The organism is Poseidonocella sp. HB161398, from assembly GCF_005870025.1.
Classification (GTDB): domain Bacteria; phylum Pseudomonadota; class Alphaproteobacteria; order Rhodobacterales; family Rhodobacteraceae; genus Mangrovicoccus.
In genome coordinates this window covers 1-18,124 of sequence record NZ_VATA01000057.1, presented here as the reverse complement: position 1 = coordinate 18,124, position 18,124 = coordinate 1, and the positions used below count along the sequence as shown (strand labels likewise).

The following is an 18,124-nucleotide window of genomic DNA, read 5'->3' as shown; positions in this document are numbered from 1 at the left end:
GTCACGATGAAAGAGATACTTGAGAAGCTGCAGGAACGCCGCGAGGAGGCCTATCTGGGCGGCGGCCAGCGCCGCATCGACGCGCAGCACGCCAAGGGCAAGCTGACCGCGCGCGAGCGCATCGAGCTCTTGCTCGACGAAGGCTCCTTCGAGGAATACGACACCTACATCACCCATCGCTGCACCGATTTCGGCATGCAGGACCAGAAGATCACCGGCGACGGCGTGGTCACCGGCTGGGGCACGATCAACGGCCGCATGGTCTACGTGTTCAGCCAGGACTTCACCGTCTTCGGCGGCTCGCTGTCGGAAACCCATGCCCAGAAGATCTGCAAGATCATGGACAAGGCGGTGCAGAACGGCGCGCCGGTGATCGGCATCAACGACTCGGGCGGCGCGCGCATCCAGGAGGGCGTGGCCTCGCTCGCGGGCTATGCCGACGTGTTCAAGCGCAACGTGGTGGCCTCGGGCACGATCCCGCAGATCTCGGTCATCATGGGCCCCTGCGCGGGCGGCGCGGTCTATTCGCCGGCCATGACCGACTTCATCTTCATGGTGCGCGACAGCTCCTACATGTTCGTCACCGGCCCCGACGTGGTGAAGACCGTGACGAACGAGATCGTCACCGCCGAGGAGCTGGGCGGGGCATCGACCCATACCCGCAAATCCTCCGTCGCCGACAAGGCCTTCGACAATGACGTCGAGGCGCTGGCCGAGGTCCGCCGCCTGGTCGACTTCCTGCCGCTTTCCGCGCGCGAGAACCCGCCGAAGCTGCCGGTGATCGACGATCCCGACCGCCAGGACGAGAGCCTCGACACGCTGGTCCCCGACAACCCCAACATGCCCTATGACATGAAGGAACTGATCGGGAAGATCGCGGATTGCGGCGAGTTCTACGAGATCCAGGAGGATTTCGCGAAGAACATCCTGACCGGTTTCATGCGGCTCGAAGGCTCGACCGTCGGCGTCATCGCCAACCAGCCGATGGTGCTGGCCGGCTGCCTCGACATCGACAGCTCGCGCAAGGCGGCGCGCTTCGTGCGCTTCTGCAACGCCTTCAACATCCCGATCCTGACGCTGGTCGACGTGCCGGGCTTCCTGCCGGGGACGTCGCAGGAATACGGCGGCGTCATCAAGCACGGCGCGAAGCTGCTCTTCGCCTATTCCCAGGCCACGGTGCCGATGGTGACGGTCATCACCCGCAAGGCCTATGGCGGCGCCTATGACGTGATGGCTTCGAAGCATATCGGCGCCGACGTCAACTATGCCTGGCCGACCGCCGAGATCGCCGTGATGGGCGCCAAGGGCGCGACCGAGATCCTCTACCGCTCCGAGCTGGGCGACCCCGAGAAGATCGCCGCGCGCACCAAGGAATACGAGGACCGCTTCGCCAACCCCTTCGTGGCGGCGGAACGGGGCTTCATCGACGAGGTGATCATGCCGCGCTCGACGCGCCGCCGGGTCGCCAATGCCTTCGCCGCCCTGCGCACGAAGCATGTCGAGGTGCCCTACAAGAAGCACGACAACATCCCGCTCTGACGAGCCGGGAGACCCGGCGCCGCCTTGGGAGGGGCAGGCGCCGGGCGAATTCCGACGCCCGAACGACCACAGATCCGATGACCACGGAAAGGACCATGGGACCGATGCAGGACGCCTGCCGCCTTGACCACACGACCGCTCCGGCCGGGCCGGAAGACCGCGGCGCGGGCCGGGGTGCGGGAAATCCTGCCGAAATGGCAATCCAGCGAAACTTTCCTTGCCTCGCAAGCGTTAATCACGCAATGCTCCGTCACCTTGGCGAAGCCACTGAAGCGAATGAGGCTCAAGATGAAGAAAGTGACGTTGGTCCTGGGGACCTGCGGGCTGCTGGCCCTGACGGCATGCGGTCAGACCGACCTGGAACGCACTGCGACCGGCGCCGTGATCGGCGGCGCGGCGGGGCAGGTGATCACGGGCGACCCGGTCACCGGTGCCCTGATCGGCGGTGCGGCGGGCGCAAGCTGCCGTGCGCTGGGGACCTGTCCGAACAACTGATCCGCGCGACCTCGCGCGCGGCCGACCAGATCCGCGCGCGGTCCCTCCGCGCGACCGACACCAATCGAACCCGTCGTGGCCCCGTGCTGCGGCGGGTTTCCTCTGTCCTGCGGAGAGACGAATGTTCAAGAAAATCCTGATCGCCAACCGCGGCGAGATCGCCTGCCGCGTGATCAAGACCGCGCGCAAGATGGGCATCCAGACCGTCGCGGTCTATTCCGATGCCGATGCCAATGCGCTGCATGTGCAGATGGCCGACGAGGCGGTGCATATCGGCCCGCCGCCCGCCAACCAGTCCTACCTGATCGTCGACAAGATCCTCGACGCGGTCAAGCAGACCGGCGCCGAGGCGGTGCATCCGGGCTATGGCTTCCTCAGCGAGAACAAGGGCTTCGCGGAAGCACTTGAAGCAGCCGGCGTCGCCTTCATCGGCCCGCCCTCTGGCGCGATCGAGGCGATGGGCGACAAGATCACCTCGAAGAAGATCGCCCAGGAGGCAGGCGTCTCGACGGTTCCGGGCTACATGGGCCTGATCGACGATGCCGAGGAAGCGGTGAAGATCTCGAAGGAGATCGGCTATCCGGTGATGATCAAGGCCTCCGCGGGCGGCGGCGGCAAGGGCATGCGGATTGCCTGGAACGACACCGAGGCGCGCGAGGGCTTCGAGAGCTCGAAGAACGAGGCGGCCAACAGCTTCGGCGACGACCGCATCTTCATCGAGAAATTCGTCACCCAGCCGCGCCATATCGAGATCCAGGTCCTCGCCGACAAGCACGGCACCTGCCTCTACCTGAACGAGCGCGAATGCTCGATCCAGCGGCGCAACCAGAAGGTCGTGGAAGAGGCGCCGAGCCCGTTCCTCGACGCCGCCACCCGCAAGGCGATGGGCGAGCAGTCCTGCGCGCTGGCCCAGGCGGTGGGCTATGCCTCTGCGGGCACGGTGGAATTCATCGTCGACGGCGAGAAGAACTTCTATTTCCTCGAGATGAACACCCGCCTGCAGGTGGAGCACCCCGTCACCGAGCTGATCACCGGCATCGACCTGGTGGAGCAGATGATCCGCGTCGCCTATGGCGAGACGCTGTCCTTCGGGCAGAAGGACGTGAAGATCAACGGCTGGGCGATCGAGAACCGGCTCTATGCCGAGGATCCCTACCGCAACTTCCTGCCCTCGATCGGGCGGCTGACCCGCTACAAGCCGCCGGTGGAGGGCGACACGGCCGAGGGCTGCATCGTGCGCAACGACACCGGCGTCTACGAGGGCGCCGAGATCTCGATGTACTACGACCCGATGATCGCCAAGCTCTGCACCTGGGGGCCGACCCGCGAGGAGGCGACCGAGGCGATGCGCAACGCGCTCGACCAGTTCGAGGTCGAGGGCATCGGCCACAACCTGCCCTTCGTCGCGGCGGTGATGGACCATCCGCGCTACATCTCGGGCGAGATCTCCACGGCCTTCATCGCCGAGGAATATCCCGACGGCTTCGGCGGCGTGACGCTGCCCGCGGCGGACATGGAGATGCTGGCGCGGGTCGCGCTGGGGCTCGCGGCGATCGAGTTCGACCGCAAGTCGGCGATCACCGGGCAGCTGCGCGCCAAGCCGCAGGTGCTGGCGGCCGACTGGGAGGTCGCGATCGGCGACGCGCATGTGCCGCTGTCGATCTCGGTGCGCGACGGCGGCCGGATCACTTTCGAGGACGGCGTTTCCATGGCGCTGGCCTGGCGAGCGGGCGAGACCGTTGCCCAGGCCGAGATCGGCGGCCGCACCGTGATGGTCAAGGTCGACCCGATCAGCCAGGGCTGGCGGCTGCGCTGGCGCGGGGCCGACCTGAAGGCCTGCCCGCGCAGCCTGCGGGCGGCAGAGCTGGCGAAGCTGATGCCGGTCAAGCTGCCGCCCGACACCTCGAAGCTGCTGCTCTGCCCGATGCCGGGCCTCGTCGTGCGCATCAATGTCTCCGAAGGGGACGAGGTGCAGGAGGGCCAGGCGCTGGCGGTCGTGGAGGCCATGAAGATGGAGAACACGCTGCGTGCCGAGAAGCAGGGCGTGGTCAGGAAGGTCAATTGCGAGGCCGGTGCCAGCCTCGCGGTCGACGACGTCATCATGGAATTCGAATGATGGCCCCGGCCCGCATCTCCTGCGCCGCGGCCCGGGCCTGCGGGTCCGGTGCCGCGGCCGGGCTGCGGGCCGGTCCGCCTTCGCCGCGGCGCGGCAAAGGCGATTGTCAATATTCTCCGTCTAGGGTCCCGGGGCGTCACCGTCTTCCGGAGGGACCTGGCCATGCCGAACCGGCTCATCCGCGCCGCCATGCTGATCGCGGCTCTTCCCGTGCTGCCGGGCTGCACGCTCGACCGCGAGGCGGCGCTGCGCGAAGAGCTGTCGGCCTGGCTGGCGCTGCAGGACACGCTGTATTTCCGGTCGCGGTCCAGCTGCACGGCGGCGCTTTTCGCGCTGGAGACGGAGCGGGTGCAATTCGCCGGCGGGCTGAGCCGGGCCGGGGGCACCGCCACCGGACTGGCGCTGATCGAGCGCGGCGTCCCGGTCTATTTCGACTTGATGGCCATGAGCCCCTCCGAGATCTCCGAGGGGCTGATGACGCGCGATCTGGCGCGCGGGATCGGGCTTCTGTCCAGCGGTCTCGGACCGGTTCTGGACTGCGCGGGCTCGGGCGAGGAGAAGGCGCGCATCATCGAGATGTTCGTCAGCACGCGGACGCGGCTTATCTACGTGCCGGGCGGCAATGCGCTGATCCTGGTGTCGCGGCCGGACCGGGTCGCGGCCTTCCTGCGCGGCAATGTCTGAAGGCCCGCTGCCCGGCTGAGCCCGGGCGCAGGGGCCGCTTTCCCTTTCCGCAGGACCGGCGCCCCGGCGCCGGAGCCGCTCCGGCCGGGGCGCGGGAAGGCCATTCGCCGGAGGAGGGTTCCGGCTCCTATCTATTCAAGGGTGGAAGATGAGCGACAATCTCGACAAATGGCGGGCGCTTGCCGAAAAGGAACTGCGCGGCAAGCCGCTGGAGAGCCTCGAATGGCAGACCCTCGAAGGCATCAAGGTCAAGCCCCTCTATACCGGGGCGGATACCGCGGAGCTGCCGCATATGGGCGGCATTCCCGGCGTCGGCCCCTATACCCGCGGCGTGCGCGCCACGATGTATGCCGGGCGCCCCTGGACGATCCGGCAATATGCCGGCTTCTCCACGGCCGAGGAGTCGAACGCCTTCTACCGCAAGGCGCTGGATGCCGGGCAGCAGGGCGTCTCGGTCGCCTTCGACCTGGCGACCCATCGCGGCTATGACAGCGACCATGCGCGCGTGGTCGGCGATGTCGGCAAGGCCGGGGTGGCGATCGACAGCGTCGAGGACATGAAGATCCTCTTCGACGGCATCCCGCTCGACAAGATCTCGGTCTCGATGACCATGAACGGCGCGGTGATCCCGGTGCTGGCGAATTTCATCGTCACCGGCGAAGAGCAGGGCCATGACCGCAAGGTGCTGTCGGGGACCATCCAGAACGACATCCTCAAGGAGTTCATGGTCCGCAACACTTACATCTATCCGCCCGAGCCCTCGATGCGGATCATCGCCGACATCATCGAGTACACCTCGAACGAGATGCCGAAGTTCAACTCGATCTCGATCTCGGGCTACCACATGCAGGAGGCGGGCGCCGACCTGGTGCAGGAGCTGGCCTTCACCATCGCCGACGGCCGCGAATACGTGCGCACCGCGATCGCCGCGGGGATGGATGTCGACAAGTTCGCCGGGCGGCTGAGCTTCTTCTTCGCCATCGGCATGAACTTCTTCATGGAGGCCGCCAAGCTGCGCGCCGCGCGGACGCTGTGGCACCGGGTGATGGAGGAATTCGCGCCGAAGGATCCCAAGTCGCTGATGCTGCGCACCCATTGCCAGACCAGCGGTGTCAGCCTGCAGGAGCAGGACCCCTACAACAACGTCATCCGCACCGCCTACGAGGCGATGTCGGCGGCGCTCGGGGGCACGCAGTCGCTGCACACCAATGCGCTGGACGAGGCGATCGCGCTGCCGACGGAATTCTCCGCCCGGATCGCGCGCAACACCCAGCTGATCCTGCAGGAAGAGACCGGGATCACCAACGTGATCGACCCGCTGGCGGGCTCCTACTATGTGGAAAGCCTGACCGCCGAGCTGATCGACAAGGCCTGGGCGCTGATCGAGGAGGTCGAGGAGATGGGCGGCATGACCAAGGCCGTCGCCTCGGGCATGCCCAAGCTCAGGATCGAGGAGACCGCGGCGCGCCGCCAGGCGATGATCGACAAGGGCGAGGAAGTGATCGTCGGGGTCAACAAGTACCGCAAGGACAAGGAAGACCCGATCGACATCCTCGATATCGACAACACCGCCGTGCGCAAATCGCAGGTCGCGCGGCTGGAGAAGATGCGCGCGACGCGCGACGAGGCGGCCTGCACCGCGGCGCTGGCCGAGCTGACCCGGCGCGCGTCCGAGGGCGGCAACCTTCTGGAGGCGGCGGTCGAGGCGGCGCGGGCGCGCGCCTCGGTCGGCGAGATCTCCATGGCGATGGAAGAGGTCTTCGGACGTCACAGAGCGGAGGTGAAGACATTGGCAGGGGTCTACGGATCGGCATACGAGGGCGACGAGGGCTTCGCCGCCATCCAGCGCGAGATCGGCGAATTCGCCGCGAAGGAGGGCCGCCGGCCGCGGATGCTGGTGGTCAAGATGGGCCAGGACGGCCATGACCGCGGCGCCAAGGTGATCGCCACGGCCTTTGCCGATATCGGCTTCGATGTCGATGTCGGGCCGCTGTTCCAGACCCCGGCCGAGGCCGCGCAGGACGCGATCGACAACGACGTCCATGTCGTCGGCATCTCCTCCCAGGCGGCGGGCCACAAGACGCTGGCGCCGCAGCTGATCGAGGAGCTGAAGGCGCAGGGCGCGGGCGACATCCTAGTGGTCTGCGGCGGGGTGATCCCGGCCCAGGACTACCAGTTCCTCTACGATGCCGGCGTCAAGGCGATCTTCGGCCCCGGCACCAACATCCCCGATGCCGCCTCCAAGGTGCTGAAGCTGATCTCCGAGGCGCGCGGCTGACACCCGCGCCCGTGGGGACTAGGGCCGGGGGGCGGCGCACCGCCCCCGGCTTGTATCTCAGCGGCCGGGCAGGGGCAGGACATGGACCGCGCCCTCGGGCATGGCCGGGATCCAGAGCTGCCCCGTGCCGCTGTCGAGCGCGAAATCCGCCGGCCCGGCGATGGCGGCGGAAAGCTCCGCCGGGCGGGTCTCTCCGGTCTCCGGATCGACCGAGAGGAAGCGCCCCGGCATCGGCGGGTCGAGGCTCTGCCAGTCCGAGACGAGCACCCGGCCGTCTGGCAGCAGCGCGATGCCGTCGAGAAGTCCCCGGGGGCTGTCCGGCACCGGCGCCGCCCCGTCCTCCGGGCTCCAGGTGTAGATCCGGCCGCCGCGGAACTCCGCACCGACCGCGACGATCACCGCCCGGCCCTTGCCGCTTTCCCAGGCCACGCCATTGGCGCCGGGCATGTCCCCGGCGAGCCTGGCGAAGCTCTGCGTGGCGGGATCGAGCGCCCAGAGGCTGCCGCCGAGCGTGTCGGTGACCAGAAGGCGCGTGCCGTCGCTGGCGATGTCATTGAGCAGCGCCGGCCCCTCCGCGGGCAGCGGGAGCGAGGCGATCTGCGCCCGGCTCTCGGGGTCGAAGACCGCCACGCGGTCGATATCGGCGACGTAGAGCCGTCCGTCGTGCAGTGCCATGCCCTTGGGCGCGTCGAGGCCGGTGAAGGCCCTGCGCTCCAGCACCTTGCCGTCATCGTCGAGCAGGCTGACGAAGCCGTCGCCGTCCTTTTCGAGCGGTGCCAGCGCGGCGCCGAGATTGGAGACATAGCGCGCGCCGGGGGCGATCAGCACGCTTTCGGGATTGGCGAAGCCCTGAAGCTCCGAGGCCTGCGCCGCAGGGGCGGCGGCGGCAAGGAGGAGGGCGGGAAGAAGCCGGGACATTGGAATGCTCCTGTGGTCGTTGTCCCTCTGCTCTGCCACGGGGGCCACTGGGCGATGCGCCGGCTCCGGCCGGGGATGGACCCGTTCCGGTCAATTCGCGTTTCCGCCGCCCGGCCCGGGGCGCTATCCTGCCGCAATGAAGGACTTCCAGCATCCCGCCCCCGAAACGGCCTTCCTCGAGGCTCTGCGCCGCTACCGGCGGCCGCAGCTTGCCGGGTCCGAGCCGCACGGGCCGGGGCTCTTCTCCTACTGCGCGCTGGAACGCGAGCGGCTGGTCTCGGTCGTGCTGCCGCATCCGGTGCTGGCGGTTCTGCTGTCGGGGCGCAAGGAGATCTGGCGGGGGCTCGACCAGGACTGCCTGACGCCCGGCACGCTCTTCGCCCTGCCGGGCGGGGTGGAGCTCGACATCGTCAACGAGCCCGACCCGGTGACCGGCAGCTACCAGTCGCTGATCCTCGAGATCACGCCGGAGATGCATGGCGGAGCGCCTGCCATGCCGGCGGGCCGCGCATCCGCCGGGCCCGCGATCCCGCTGCGCCCGGATCTGGCCGAGGCGGTGGTCCATGCGGCTGCCGCCATCGCCGCCGGGCCTGCGTCGGGCGCCGTGCGGCAGGCGCGGCGGGCCGAGCTGCTGGCGCTCCTGGCCGGAGAACCCGCGGCGCGGCCGCTCTTCGCGCTCTCGGTGGCGGAGCGGGCCGCGCAGGAGATCCGCGCGCGTCCCGGGGCGCCCTGGCGGGCCGCGGAGATGGCGCGCCTGCTGGGCCTGTCGGAATCGACCCTGCGGCGGCGGCTGCGTGGCGAGGGCTGCAGTTTCGCCGCGCTGCTGCGCCGCGAGCGGATGCAGGCGGCGGCCCGGCTGATCGGCCAGGGGCTGTCCAGCGGGGCGGCGGCGGCCGAGGTGGGCTATGTCTCGCGGGCGCATTTCGCCCGGGCCTACCGCGCCGAATTCGGCACCGCTCCGGCCGCCCAGACACAGGGCTGAGGCGCCTCCGGCGGGCCTTTCGTACCCATCTACCTCTTTGTTAACTATGATCAAATCCGGGTTAACCACTCGTTTAGTAAAAATTTGTACAAACACGCTGTTTGTTCAAAGAAACCATTGTGTGTATTCAATCCGGAGCATCCGAAATGACATTTCCTACCAGGCTCGCCCTGGCAGTTGCGCTGGCTGGTGCTGCTGCTTCTGGCACGGCCTCTGCCGCTACCGTCCTTGACGTCCAATCGCCCGTGACCGAGCTCGGCATTGCCGATGGCGGCACCTACGGGACCGTCCTCAATGTCGGCCAGGTGGCCTCGGTGGACGTGTCCACCGATGCGGGCGATACCGACGCGGTCCTGGGCTTCTACTACTCGCCCGCCACCGCCTCGCAGCGGGTGGACCTGTCGCTGAACTTCGCCGAGACCGAGCTCTACGGCGCGATCACCGCCTATATCTCGGCGGATCCCTTTGTCGACGCGGCTGACGCGAGCGCCTCGGGCACCTATTTCACCGTCGCAGGCTCGGGCGACCTGCAGTATCTCGATCTCTCCGCGGATCTCGATACCGGCCTGTTCTACGTGATCCTCGAATGGGAGAACGCGGTGCAGAACAGCTTCAGCTACGACGTCTCCATCCAGCCGGCCGCCGTGCCGCTGCCGGGGGCTGCGCTGCTGCTGGGCGGCGGCCTGGCCGGGCTGGGCGCGGTTGCGCGCCGCCGCCGCGGCTGACCCTTGAAAAGGCAGGCAGCCGGGCTCCGGCTGCCGCCAGCGGGCGGGGATCACCCCGCCTGCGCTGCCACCGCTTCGACTCGGCGAGCAGGACCCGCCGGCCGGCCGCGGCGAGGCCGGAGCCGGGCAGGGGAGCCTGCGGCAGCTCCGCGTTCAGTGTCACGATCACGCCGTCAGCCAGCCGTAGATCGCAATTCCCATTGATCAGCGAGAGCAGCGCGAAGCCGCCCAGCTGATGAAGCCCATCCGCGCTTTCGCGGCCGAGGGCGACGCTCACCGTTCCATCGGACCGGCGCGGCTCCGGCATCCAGGCCATGCAGTGCTCCGTGGCGATCTGCAGGCCGGGATTGGCGGAGGAGGGGATCATGCCGGTGTCCCGCAGGAAGTCGTCGCCGATCTGGTAGCAGATCGCGGCCAGCTCCTGCTCCCGGGAGAATTCGCGGACCAGCCGGATGTCCGGATAGCCCTCGGTGGGTCAGACCCCGCCGCTGGAGACATCCGCATCGACGAGCGGCAGCAGCCCATCCTCCAGCGAGATCGAGACAGTCTCCGGCGCGACCGCCCGCAGGATGGCATGGTCGCCATCCGCGGTGGAGACCCAGCTGAATCCGGTCGTCATCTCATGGGTTTCGGTCAGCGCCTGCTCGAAGGTCCCGCCCTCGACCAGCGCGCCATCTGCGGCGGCCTGATGCCAGCTGGAGGCAGTGACGGTGATCTGCAGGGGCAGCGCCGGGAATTCGGCCGGATCGGCCGTGCCGGCCTGGGCGAGGGCAGGCAGGCTCAGGGGAAGGCAGCGGGCGGCGGCCCTCAGCGCGGGAGGAAACCGCGTTGTCATCCGATGACCTCGGCTGCAGAACCGCGATAGTCCCCAAGCAGCGCGACGCGAGCTGCCGGGCCGGGCCCAAGTTCACGCTCCGGCCGACCGGGCGGTGCGCCTTCCGGCGGCTTTGGCAATTGCGCAAAAGCAAGGGGCCGGTCTTTCGAGCGGCCCCTGCGAACTCCGTGACGGCGATGCCGGCTCAGTTGGCCTGGCGCCGCAGGAAGGCCGGGATCTCGATGCGGTCGAGCTCTTCGTCGGCTTCCAGCGCTTCGTCCTGCACCAGCTTCGGACCGGCCGCCGCGGCGGGGCGGCCATGCTCGGCGCCATGGCCGGTCATCCGGTTGATCAGCGAGTTGATGCCGAAGCGCGACTTGTCGGCATGCGGCGGGTGCTGCGGCGAGGCGGCGCGCGGCGCGGCGGGCGCACCGGAGGACGGCTCCTTGCGGACAGCGGCCTGCAGGCGGGCCAGCGCTTCGGGCGTCGGCGTGCCGGGGACAGGGCGCTCGGCAGCAGCTGCGGCGGCCGGGTCGTAGGCCGGCGGCGGCAGGTCGTCCTCGTCGACTACCTTGGAGGCAGGCGCCTGCGGCTCGAGATCCTGGAACAGGGTCGGCTCTTCGCGGGCGACGGCGGCCGCCGGAACGTCCTGGGCCGGGTCGTCGAGACCGGCATGCTCGCCCGCGACCTGCTGGGTCAGCGGCTCGGACATGCGGCGGCGCGGCAGCGGCACTTCCTCGGTCTTGGCGATCGCGTCGATGCCGGTGGCGACCACGGAGACGCGCATCGCGCCGTCCAGCGTGTCGTCCATGGTGGAGCCGACGATGATGTTGGCGTCCGGGTCGACTTCCTCGCGGATCCGGTTCGCCGCCTCGTCGAGCTCGAACAGGGTCATGTCGGAGCCGCCGGTGATGTTGATCAGAACGCCCTTGGCGCCCTTCAGGCTGATCTCGTCGAGCAGCGGGTTGGCAATCGCCTTCTCCGCGGCCTGGATCGCGCGATCCTCGCCATTGGCCTCGCCGGTGCCCATCATCGCCTTGCCCATCTCGTCCATCACCGAGCGGACGTCGGCGAAGTCGAGGTTGATCAGGCCCGGGCGCACCATCAGGTCCGAGATCCCCTTCACGCCCTGGTAGAGGACGTTGTCGGCCAGCGAGAAGGCCTCGGTGAAGGTGGTCTTCTCGTTGGCCAGCCGGAACAGGTTCTGGTTGGGGATGATGATCAGCGTGTCGACGACCTTCTGGAGCGCTTCGACGCCCTCCTCGGCCTTGCGCATCCGCTTGGAGCCCTCGAACTGGAAGGGCTTCGTGACCACGCCGACGGTCAGGACGCCGAGCTCGCGCGCGGCCTGGGCGATGATCGGCGCTGCGCCGGTGCCGGTGCCGCCGCCCATCCCGGCGGTGATGAAGCACATGTGCGAGCCGACGAGGTGATCGACGATCTCCTCGATGGTCTCTTCCGCGGCAGCCGCGCCGACGGCCGGTCGCGCGCCTGCGCCGAGCCCCTCAGTGACGCGGACGCCCATCTGGACCTTCGCGGCCGACTTGCTCTGGGCGAGGGCTTGCGCGTCGGTATTCGCGACGACGAAATCCACACCTTCGAGCTGCTTTTCGATCATGTTGTTGACGGCGTTGCCGCCAGCCCCACCAACGCCGAACACCGTAATCTTCGGCTTCAGCTCGTCCTGGTCGGGCATCACGAGATTCAGAGTCATATCTCTATCTGCCTGTTTGTTTATCCTGCGAGCTCTCCGGCCCGCGACTGCTCTGCTTGTGTGGCCACCTTACATCGGTCCCGGTGGCCGGTCATCTGAAAAAGCTTGCAATTAAGCAAAAAGCGGCATGTCGGCGGAATTCTGCGGCCTTTCCGGGGCGGGACGCGGCGGGGCTGGACAGGCGCGCGCCCGGGTGCCGCGTCCCGCGATTCCCGCTTGGGTGGCAGATTGCGGCACGACATCAACCGCTTGGCCGCCAGGCGGGGAGGCGGCGGTGCTGCCCCAGGGGCATTGGCGGGACAGATGCGCGCAAGGTCCAAGAAATGCGCGGTTTTTCTACAGTTGAGCAATTCGCACCGGGTTCTGCGACAGCCCTGTCCCTTTACACTGGCGGCGCGCTCGGCTTCGCTTGGCACGGGACATGCAGGCAATACGGCGGAGACGGACCTTGGCACGGCAGCGCGGCTTCCTTCACGATCACCTGGAGGAGGCGGCCAGCGCCTGGCGCGACGGCTGGTACGTCGTGCGCCATCGCGGGCCAGACCGGATCCAGTTCTGGTTCATCGCGCTCATCGTCGGGGTCGTCTCGGGGCTGGCGACGCTGGCCTTCCGCAAGGGCATCGAGAATCTCCAGACGCTGGTCTACACCACCTCCGACATCCACCTGCATTCGGCGGCGCGCGAGCTGCCCTGGTACTGGCTCCTGGCGGTGCCGGTGCTCGGCGGGCTGGTGGTCGGGCAGATCCTGCACCGCTTCACCCCGGACGGCCGGGTGCGCTCGGTCGCCGACGTGATCGAGGGCGCGGCCCTGCGCGACGGGCGGGTGGAGATCCGCGCCGGGCTCGCCTCGGCCGCGGCCTCGCTCATCACGCTGTGCACCGGCGGCTCGGCCGGGCGCGAAGGGCCGGTGGTGCACATGGCCGGGACGATCTCCACCTGGGTCTCGTCGAAGATGAAGGCGGACGGCATCACCGGGCGGGACCTGCTGGGCTGCGCGGTGGCGGCGGCGGTCTCGGCCAGCTTCAACGCGCCGATCGCCGGCGCGCTCTTCGCGCTCGAGGTGGTGCTGCGCCATTTCGCGGTCCATGCCTTCGCGCCGATCGCCATCGCCTCGGTCGCGGGGACGGTGGTCAACCGCATCGAATACGGCAATGTCACCGAGTTCCGCCTGCCCGAGCCCGGCGCGCTGAACTTCTACGAGGAACTCCCGGCCTTCCTGCTGCTCGGCCTCGTCTGCGGCGTGGTGGCGGTGATCCTGATGAAGTCGATCTTCATGGCCGAAGACGCGGCGGCGCGGGTGCAGGCGGTGACGCGCATGCCGCGCTGGCTGCGCCCGGCGGTCTCGGGCGCGATGCTGGGCGGGATCGCGATCTGGTTCCCGCATATCATCGGCGTCGGCTACGAGACCACGGCCGCGGCGCTGACCGGGCAGCTCGCGCTCGGCACGGCGGTGGCCTTCGCGCTGGTCAAGGCGGCGGCGGTCTCGATCACCTTCGCGGGCCGGATGGGCGGCGGGGTGTTCTCGCCCTCGCTGATGATGGGGGCGCTGACCGGGCTGGCCTTCGGCCATATCGCCACGGCGGTCTTCCCCAATGTCTCGGGCAGCGAGGTGGTCTATGCGCTCTCGGGCACCGGCGCGGTCGCGGCGGCGGTGCTGGGCGCGCCGATCTCGACCACGCTGATCGTCTTCGAGCTGACCGGCGACTGGCAGGTCGGGATCGCGGTGATGACCTCGGTCTCGCTGGCCTCGGCGCTGGCCAGCCGGATGGTGCGGCGGTCGTTCTTCCTCACCCAGCTGGAGCGGCGCGGGATCGGGCTGGCCGACGGGCCGCAGCACTACATCCTGGCGATGTTCAAGGTCTCGGCGGTGATGCGGCCGGTGGGCAGCCCCAATGCCGCCCCGCGCGAGGCGCTGGAGGAGCTCGTCTCCCGCGGGACGGCGGCCGACCAGGGCGAGACGCTGCACCGGGTGATGCCGCTTTTCGAGCAGAGCGGCACCGCCGTCCTGCCGGTGATCCGCGCCAATGCCGCGGGCGAGCCCGAGCTGGTCGGATCGCTGCACCATCTCGACGCACTCAAGGCCTATTCGCGGGCACTTGCCGCGACGGCGGCGGAAGAGCATTCCTGACCCGGCCTGCCGGCTGGATCCGCGGGGGCGCTCCGTGATAGGGTCGGGCATTGTCTGCCATGCCCGGGAGTGCCCGAAGATGGAAGAGACGGTGTTCAAGCCGAAGGAACGCGCCAAGGCGCGGGCGGAGCGGCCGAAGCTCTACAAGGTCATCCTGCTCAATGACGATTTCACGCCGCGCGATTTCGTGACGGCGGTGCTGATGGCGGTGTTCCGCATGACCGACGGCGAGGCGCTCGCCGTGATGATGGCGGCCCACCGGAAGGGCGCCGCGGTGGTCGCGGTCTTCACCCGCGAGATCGCCGAGACCAAGGCGCTGGCGGGGACCGAAATGGGCCGCGAGCACGGCTATCCGCTGGCCTTCACGACCGAGCGGGAAGACTAGATCCGCCTCCGATAACGCGACAGTTGACCCGTTGCATGCTTGCAACGCGACCGGTTGGGGACTAGATTCGTGACCAACTTGTGACATCGGAGGCAATGATGCCGCCAAAGCCGACCGGGGCTTCCGGCGTGGCGCGCAGGACTGCGGCGCCGCCGGTACCCCATGGAAACCGGGACGAGGTCTATGCGGCCCTCGACCTCGGAACGAATAGCTGCCGCATGCTACTCGCCCAGCCCAGGCTTGGCGGTCTGGACGTGATCGACAGTTTCTCGAAGGCCGTGCAGCTCGGCATCGGCCTGGAAGGCAGCGGGCGGCTGTCCCGCCCGGCCATCCAGCGCACGATCAATGCCCTGCGCATCTGCCGCCGGAAGCTGAACCAGCACAATGTCCGCCACATGCGCCTGGTCGCGACCGAGGCCTGCCGGCGCGCGAGCAATTCGCGCGCCTTCATCGAAACCGTCCGGCGCGAGACCGGGCTGTGCCTCGACGTCATCACTGCCGAGGAGGAGGCGCGGCTGGCCGTGATCTCCTGCGCGCCGCTGGTCAAGCCCGAGACCGAACAGCTGCTGGTCGTCGATATCGGCGGCGGCTCGACGGAGCTCGTCTGGCTCGACCTTTCCGGCCTGCCGCCGGCGCGGCGCCGCGACGCGATCCTCGACATGCATGGCGGTTCGCTGACCGGCGATACCGGCTCGGTGCGGGTGGTCGACTGGATCTCGGTGCCGCTCGGCGTCGCGACCCTGCGCGACCAGTTCATCGACGTCGAGGATGACTGCGGCTGCTTCGCGCTGATGTCGTGCCATTTCGAGGAGCACCTGTCGGACTTCCTGCCCTACGGGCGCGAGCATGACCGCTCGGGGTTCCAGATCGTCGGCACCTCGGGAACGATCACCACGGTGGCCGCCTCCTTCCTGGGGCTGAAGCGCTATGACCGGGCGCTGGTCGACGGGCTAGACATGACCTCGGACCAGATCAACCGGGTGATCCGCGAATACCTGTCGCTCGGCCCAGAAGGGCGCCGCTGCGACCCGCGGATCGGCCGCGACCGGCACACGCTGATCATGCCGGGCGTCGCGATTCTGCAGGCGCTGCTGCGCAGCTGGCCGACCGATCACCTGCTGGCGGCCGATCGGGGCTTGCGCGAGGGGCTGCTTTACGCGCAGATGCGCGCCGATGGCGTGATGGAGCCTGCCGTGCCGAAACCGGCACTGGCGGCGGGAAAGACGATCTAAGGACGCGGATGTGGCGAAGAAACCGGGAAGCAGCGGGCGCGGACAGCGCGACCTGCGGGTCAAGGTCAAGACGGCGCGGGGGCGCAAGCTGAGCTCGACGCTCTGGCTGGAGCGGCAGCTCAACGACCCCTATGTGCAGCGCGCGCGCCGCGAGGGCTTCCGCGGCCGCGCGGCCTACAAGATATCAGAGATCGACGACAAGTACCGCTTCCTCGTTCCGGGGGCCCGCGTGGTCGATCTGGGCTGCGCGCCCGGCGGCTGGTGCCAGGTGGCGGTGCAGCGGGTCAATGCGCTCGGCGAGAAATCCGGCAAGCGCGTCGGCACCGTGCTGGGCGTCGACCTGCAGGAGGTCGAGCCGATCGCCGGCGCCGAGCTGCACCAGCTCGACTTCCTCTCCGATGGCGCCGACGACCTGGTCAAGGAATGGCTGGGCGGCGAGGCCGATGTCGTCATGTCGGACATGGCGGCGGCAAGCTCGGGCCACAAGCAGACCGACCACCTGCGCATCATCGCGCTGGTCGAGGCGGCGGCAGAGCTGGCCTTCGACGTGCTGTCCCCTGGCGGGACCTTCGTCGCCAAGGTGCTGGCCGGCGGGGCAGAGCAGGGGCTGCAGGCGCTCCTGAAGCAGCGCTTCGAGAAGGTCGCCCATGTGAAGCCCGGGGCGAGCCGCTCGGACAGTTCCGAGAAATTCGTGGTGGCGACCGGCTATCGCGGCCGCCCCGCAGCGGCGGAAGACGACGAGGACTAGGGCGCTGCCGGTCCCGCGGGGGACCGGCTTTCCGCCCGGGCCTTGCGTCCTGCCCCGGCCGGCACAGGCTCAGGTCGCGGCGAAGATGAAATCTCCCGGGTCGAGATCGCCGACCGAGATGGCGTGGATGTCGCCGGAGAGATGGACGCTCTCGTTGGCGAAGCCCGCCGGGCTGAACTCGACCCCGCCGCCGGCAATGGAGGCGAAGCCCAGCTGGTCGATGGAGGTGATGCCCCAGGCGGAAATGTCGATCCGGTCGACGCCGTCCTGGTAGTCGAGCACCTCGTCGCCGATATTGTCGGCGAGGAAGACGAAGACATCGGGGCCGTTGCCGCCCATCACCGTGTTGTAGCCGCCGCCGATATAGAGCGTGTCGCTGCCATTGCCGCCGTCGATATAGTCGGCGCCTGACGCGCCGCCCTGGGCGCTGTCCCAGAAGATGTCGCGGCCATTGCCCAGATGCACCTCGTCGCGGCCCTTGCCGGAGCGGACGGTGTCGTCGCCGGAGCCTGCCTCGATCGTGTCGCTGTTCAGCCCGCCCTGGATGCTGTCATTGCCCGCCCCGGCCCAGATCTCGTCATTGCCGGCCCCGCCCAGGATCAGGTCGTCGCCGCCGCCGGTCTCGATATAGTCATTGCCGTCCTCGCCATGGACCGTGTCGCGGCCGTGGATGCCGCCCTGGGCCATGTCCCAGTAGACGTCATCGCCCTCGCCGAGCCGCGCGAGGTCGGAGCCGAGCCCCCCATTGACGGTGTCGTCGCCCAGCCCGCCATGAAGCGTGTCCCACTGGCGGCCGCCGTCGATATAGTCGTTGCCGGCATTGCCGAAGATCAGGTCGCTGCCGTCGTCGCCATGGAGGTCGTCGCCGCCCTGGTAGCCGTAGATCGTGTCATTGCCGCCGAAGCCGTAGATGTAGTCCGGACCGGGCGTGCCTTCGAGGACGTCGTCACCCTCCGTCGCTGCGGGAAGGACCGGGCCCAGGCTGAGCACGTAGGCGCCGGTATTCCCGGCATAGCCCCCGGCGCCGAGATAGAGCGTCCCGGTCTCCTCCGCGGTGTGGCCGATATAGGAATCTAGCCCGTCCCAGTCGTCATTCTCGGCGATCAGGCTGCCGGTGCCGTCGAAGAGGCGCAGATAGGGGTCATCCAGCGGCTTGGGCCGGTCGTCATTGCCGTAGAGGTAGAAGCCGTAGCTCGTCCCCGCCACGACCTCGACCCGGAACCAGTCCTGGCCGTAGGGGGAGAGGAGGCTGCCATAGCCGGGGCTGCCGGCCGGCCTTGTTGCACAAATCGGGGGCTGAGCGCGGTTCCCCTTTCCCCGGACGGACTTATCCTACGGCCACAGTGACGGGTATGCCGAGCGCGGT

The 18,124-nt window shown here is 68.7% G+C and carries 15 protein-coding genes; 11 read left to right on the top strand and 4 right to left on the bottom strand.

Annotated features, from left to right (window positions below; genetic code table 11):
* Window positions 1–6: 6 nt before the first annotated feature.
* The 5 genes from FGX59_RS28635 (at window position 7) to scpA (ending at window position 7,112) form a co-directional block, all read left to right on the top strand.
* Entirely contained in the window at window positions 7–1,539 is a 1,533-nt protein-coding gene (locus FGX59_RS28635) for an acyl-CoA carboxylase subunit beta (RefSeq protein ID WP_138470815.1), read from the top strand.
* A 123-nt stretch (window positions 1,540–1,662) separates the two neighbouring features.
* Window positions 1,663–2,034, top strand: coding sequence for a hypothetical protein (locus FGX59_RS39385; protein ID WP_255471653.1), 372 nt, complete (start codon window positions 1,663–1,665; stop codon window positions 2,032–2,034).
* A gap of 121 nt (window positions 2,035–2,155) precedes the next feature.
* A complete protein-coding gene (locus tag FGX59_RS28625) occupies window positions 2,156–4,150 on the top strand; it encodes an acetyl/propionyl/methylcrotonyl-CoA carboxylase subunit alpha (protein ID WP_138470813.1) in 1,995 nt (664 codons plus the stop codon).
* Between the two features lie 162 nt (window positions 4,151–4,312).
* The gene (locus FGX59_RS28620) at window positions 4,313–4,834 is read left to right on the top strand and encodes a hypothetical protein (RefSeq protein ID WP_138470812.1); all 522 of its coding nucleotides are present in this window, start codon (window positions 4,313–4,315) and stop codon (window positions 4,832–4,834) included.
* A gap of 148 nt (window positions 4,835–4,982) precedes the next feature.
* Window positions 4,983–7,112, top strand: a complete 2,130-nt coding sequence (scpA, locus tag FGX59_RS28615; protein ID WP_138470810.1) for a methylmalonyl-CoA mutase — start codon at window positions 4,983–4,985, stop codon at window positions 7,110–7,112.
* 57 nt (window positions 7,113–7,169) lie between these two features.
* Here the strand turns inward: scpA and FGX59_RS28610 are convergent, their stop codons facing one another.
* A complete protein-coding gene (locus tag FGX59_RS28610) occupies window positions 7,170–8,030 on the bottom strand; it encodes a hypothetical protein (RefSeq protein WP_138470808.1) in 861 nt (286 codons plus the stop codon).
* A 136-nt stretch (window positions 8,031–8,166) separates the two neighbouring features.
* Here FGX59_RS28610 and FGX59_RS28605 point away from each other — a divergent pair, with 136 nt between their 5' ends.
* Both FGX59_RS28605 and FGX59_RS28600 read left to right on the top strand, forming a co-directional pair.
* Entirely contained in the window at window positions 8,167–9,012 is an 846-nt protein-coding gene (locus FGX59_RS28605) for an AraC family transcriptional regulator (RefSeq protein WP_171060875.1), read from the top strand.
* Between the two features lie 245 nt (window positions 9,013–9,257).
* Window positions 9,258–9,737 (top strand): VPLPA-CTERM sorting domain-containing protein, encoded by a 480-nt coding sequence (locus FGX59_RS28600; protein ID WP_138470804.1) that lies wholly within the window; start codon window positions 9,258–9,260, stop codon window positions 9,735–9,737.
* Between the two features lie 475 nt (window positions 9,738–10,212).
* Here FGX59_RS28600 and FGX59_RS28595 read toward each other — a convergent pair whose 3' ends face one another.
* Together FGX59_RS28595 and ftsZ are read right to left on the bottom strand one after the other, a co-directional pair.
* Window positions 10,213–10,572 (bottom strand): hypothetical protein, encoded by a 360-nt coding sequence (locus FGX59_RS28595; RefSeq protein WP_138470802.1) that lies wholly within the window; start codon window positions 10,570–10,572, stop codon window positions 10,213–10,215.
* Between the two features lie 184 nt (window positions 10,573–10,756).
* A complete protein-coding gene (gene ftsZ, locus FGX59_RS28590; protein ID WP_138470800.1) occupies window positions 10,757–12,265 on the bottom strand; it encodes a cell division protein FtsZ in 1,509 nt (502 codons plus the stop codon).
* Window positions 12,266–12,686: 421 nt separating this feature from the next.
* Here ftsZ and FGX59_RS28585 point away from each other — a divergent pair, with 421 nt between their 5' ends.
* The 4 genes from FGX59_RS28585 to FGX59_RS28570 all read left to right on the top strand — a co-directional run bounded on the left by FGX59_RS28585 (window position 12,687) and on the right by FGX59_RS28570 (window position 16,758).
* On the top strand, window positions 12,687–14,393 hold the full coding sequence (locus FGX59_RS28585; protein WP_138470798.1) for a chloride channel protein: 1,707 nt from the start codon (window positions 12,687–12,689) through the stop codon (window positions 14,391–14,393).
* A gap of 79 nt (window positions 14,394–14,472) precedes the next feature.
* The gene (locus FGX59_RS28580) at window positions 14,473–14,778 is read left to right on the top strand and encodes an ATP-dependent Clp protease adaptor ClpS (RefSeq protein ID WP_138470796.1); all 306 of its coding nucleotides are present in this window, start codon (window positions 14,473–14,475) and stop codon (window positions 14,776–14,778) included.
* Window positions 14,779–14,876: 98 nt separating this feature from the next.
* The gene (locus FGX59_RS28575) at window positions 14,877–16,010 is read left to right on the top strand and encodes a Ppx/GppA phosphatase family protein (RefSeq protein ID WP_138470794.1); all 1,134 of its coding nucleotides are present in this window, start codon (window positions 14,877–14,879) and stop codon (window positions 16,008–16,010) included.
* Window positions 16,011–16,020: 10 nt separating this feature from the next.
* Window positions 16,021–16,758: an RlmE family RNA methyltransferase gene (locus tag FGX59_RS28570; RefSeq protein WP_138470792.1), complete on the top strand. Its 738-nt coding sequence runs from the start codon at window positions 16,021–16,023 to the stop codon at window positions 16,756–16,758.
* Window positions 16,759–16,827: 69 nt separating this feature from the next.
* Here FGX59_RS28570 and FGX59_RS28565 read toward each other — a convergent pair whose 3' ends face one another.
* Entirely contained in the window at window positions 16,828–17,964 is a 1,137-nt protein-coding gene (locus FGX59_RS28565) for a calcium-binding protein (RefSeq protein ID WP_138470790.1), read from the bottom strand.
* Window positions 17,965–18,124 lie beyond the last annotated feature (160 nt).

Bases quoted from the DNA above. Each gene is read 5' to 3' on its own strand.
- scpA (WP_138470810.1), top strand. From the start codon at position 4,983: ATGAGCGACAATCTCGACAAATGGCGGGCGCTTGCCGAAAAGGAACTG.
- FGX59_RS28605 (WP_171060875.1), top strand. From the start codon at position 8,167: ATGAAGGACTTCCAGCATCCCGCCCCCGAAACGGCCTTCCTCGAGGCT.
- FGX59_RS28635 (WP_138470815.1), top strand. From the start codon at position 7: ATGAAAGAGATACTTGAGAAGCTGCAGGAACGCCGCGAGGAGGCCTAT.
- FGX59_RS28575 (WP_138470794.1), top strand. From the start codon at position 14,877: ATGCCGCCAAAGCCGACCGGGGCTTCCGGCGTGGCGCGCAGGACTGCG.
- FGX59_RS28625 (WP_138470813.1), top strand. From the start codon at position 2,156: ATGTTCAAGAAAATCCTGATCGCCAACCGCGGCGAGATCGCCTGCCGC.
- FGX59_RS28620 (WP_138470812.1), top strand. From the start codon at position 4,313: ATGCCGAACCGGCTCATCCGCGCCGCCATGCTGATCGCGGCTCTTCCC.
- FGX59_RS28585 (WP_138470798.1), top strand. From the start codon at position 12,687: ATGCAGGCAATACGGCGGAGACGGACCTTGGCACGGCAGCGCGGCTTC.
- FGX59_RS28580 (WP_138470796.1), top strand. From the start codon at position 14,473: ATGGAAGAGACGGTGTTCAAGCCGAAGGAACGCGCCAAGGCGCGGGCG.
- FGX59_RS28610 (WP_138470808.1), bottom strand. From the start codon at position 8,030: ATGTCCCGGCTTCTTCCCGCCCTCCTCCTTGCCGCCGCCGCCCCTGCG.
- FGX59_RS28595 (WP_138470802.1), bottom strand. From the start codon at position 10,572: ATGACAACGCGGTTTCCTCCCGCGCTGAGGGCCGCCGCCCGCTGCCTT.
- ftsZ (WP_138470800.1), bottom strand. From the start codon at position 12,265: ATGACTCTGAATCTCGTGATGCCCGACCAGGACGAGCTGAAGCCGAAG.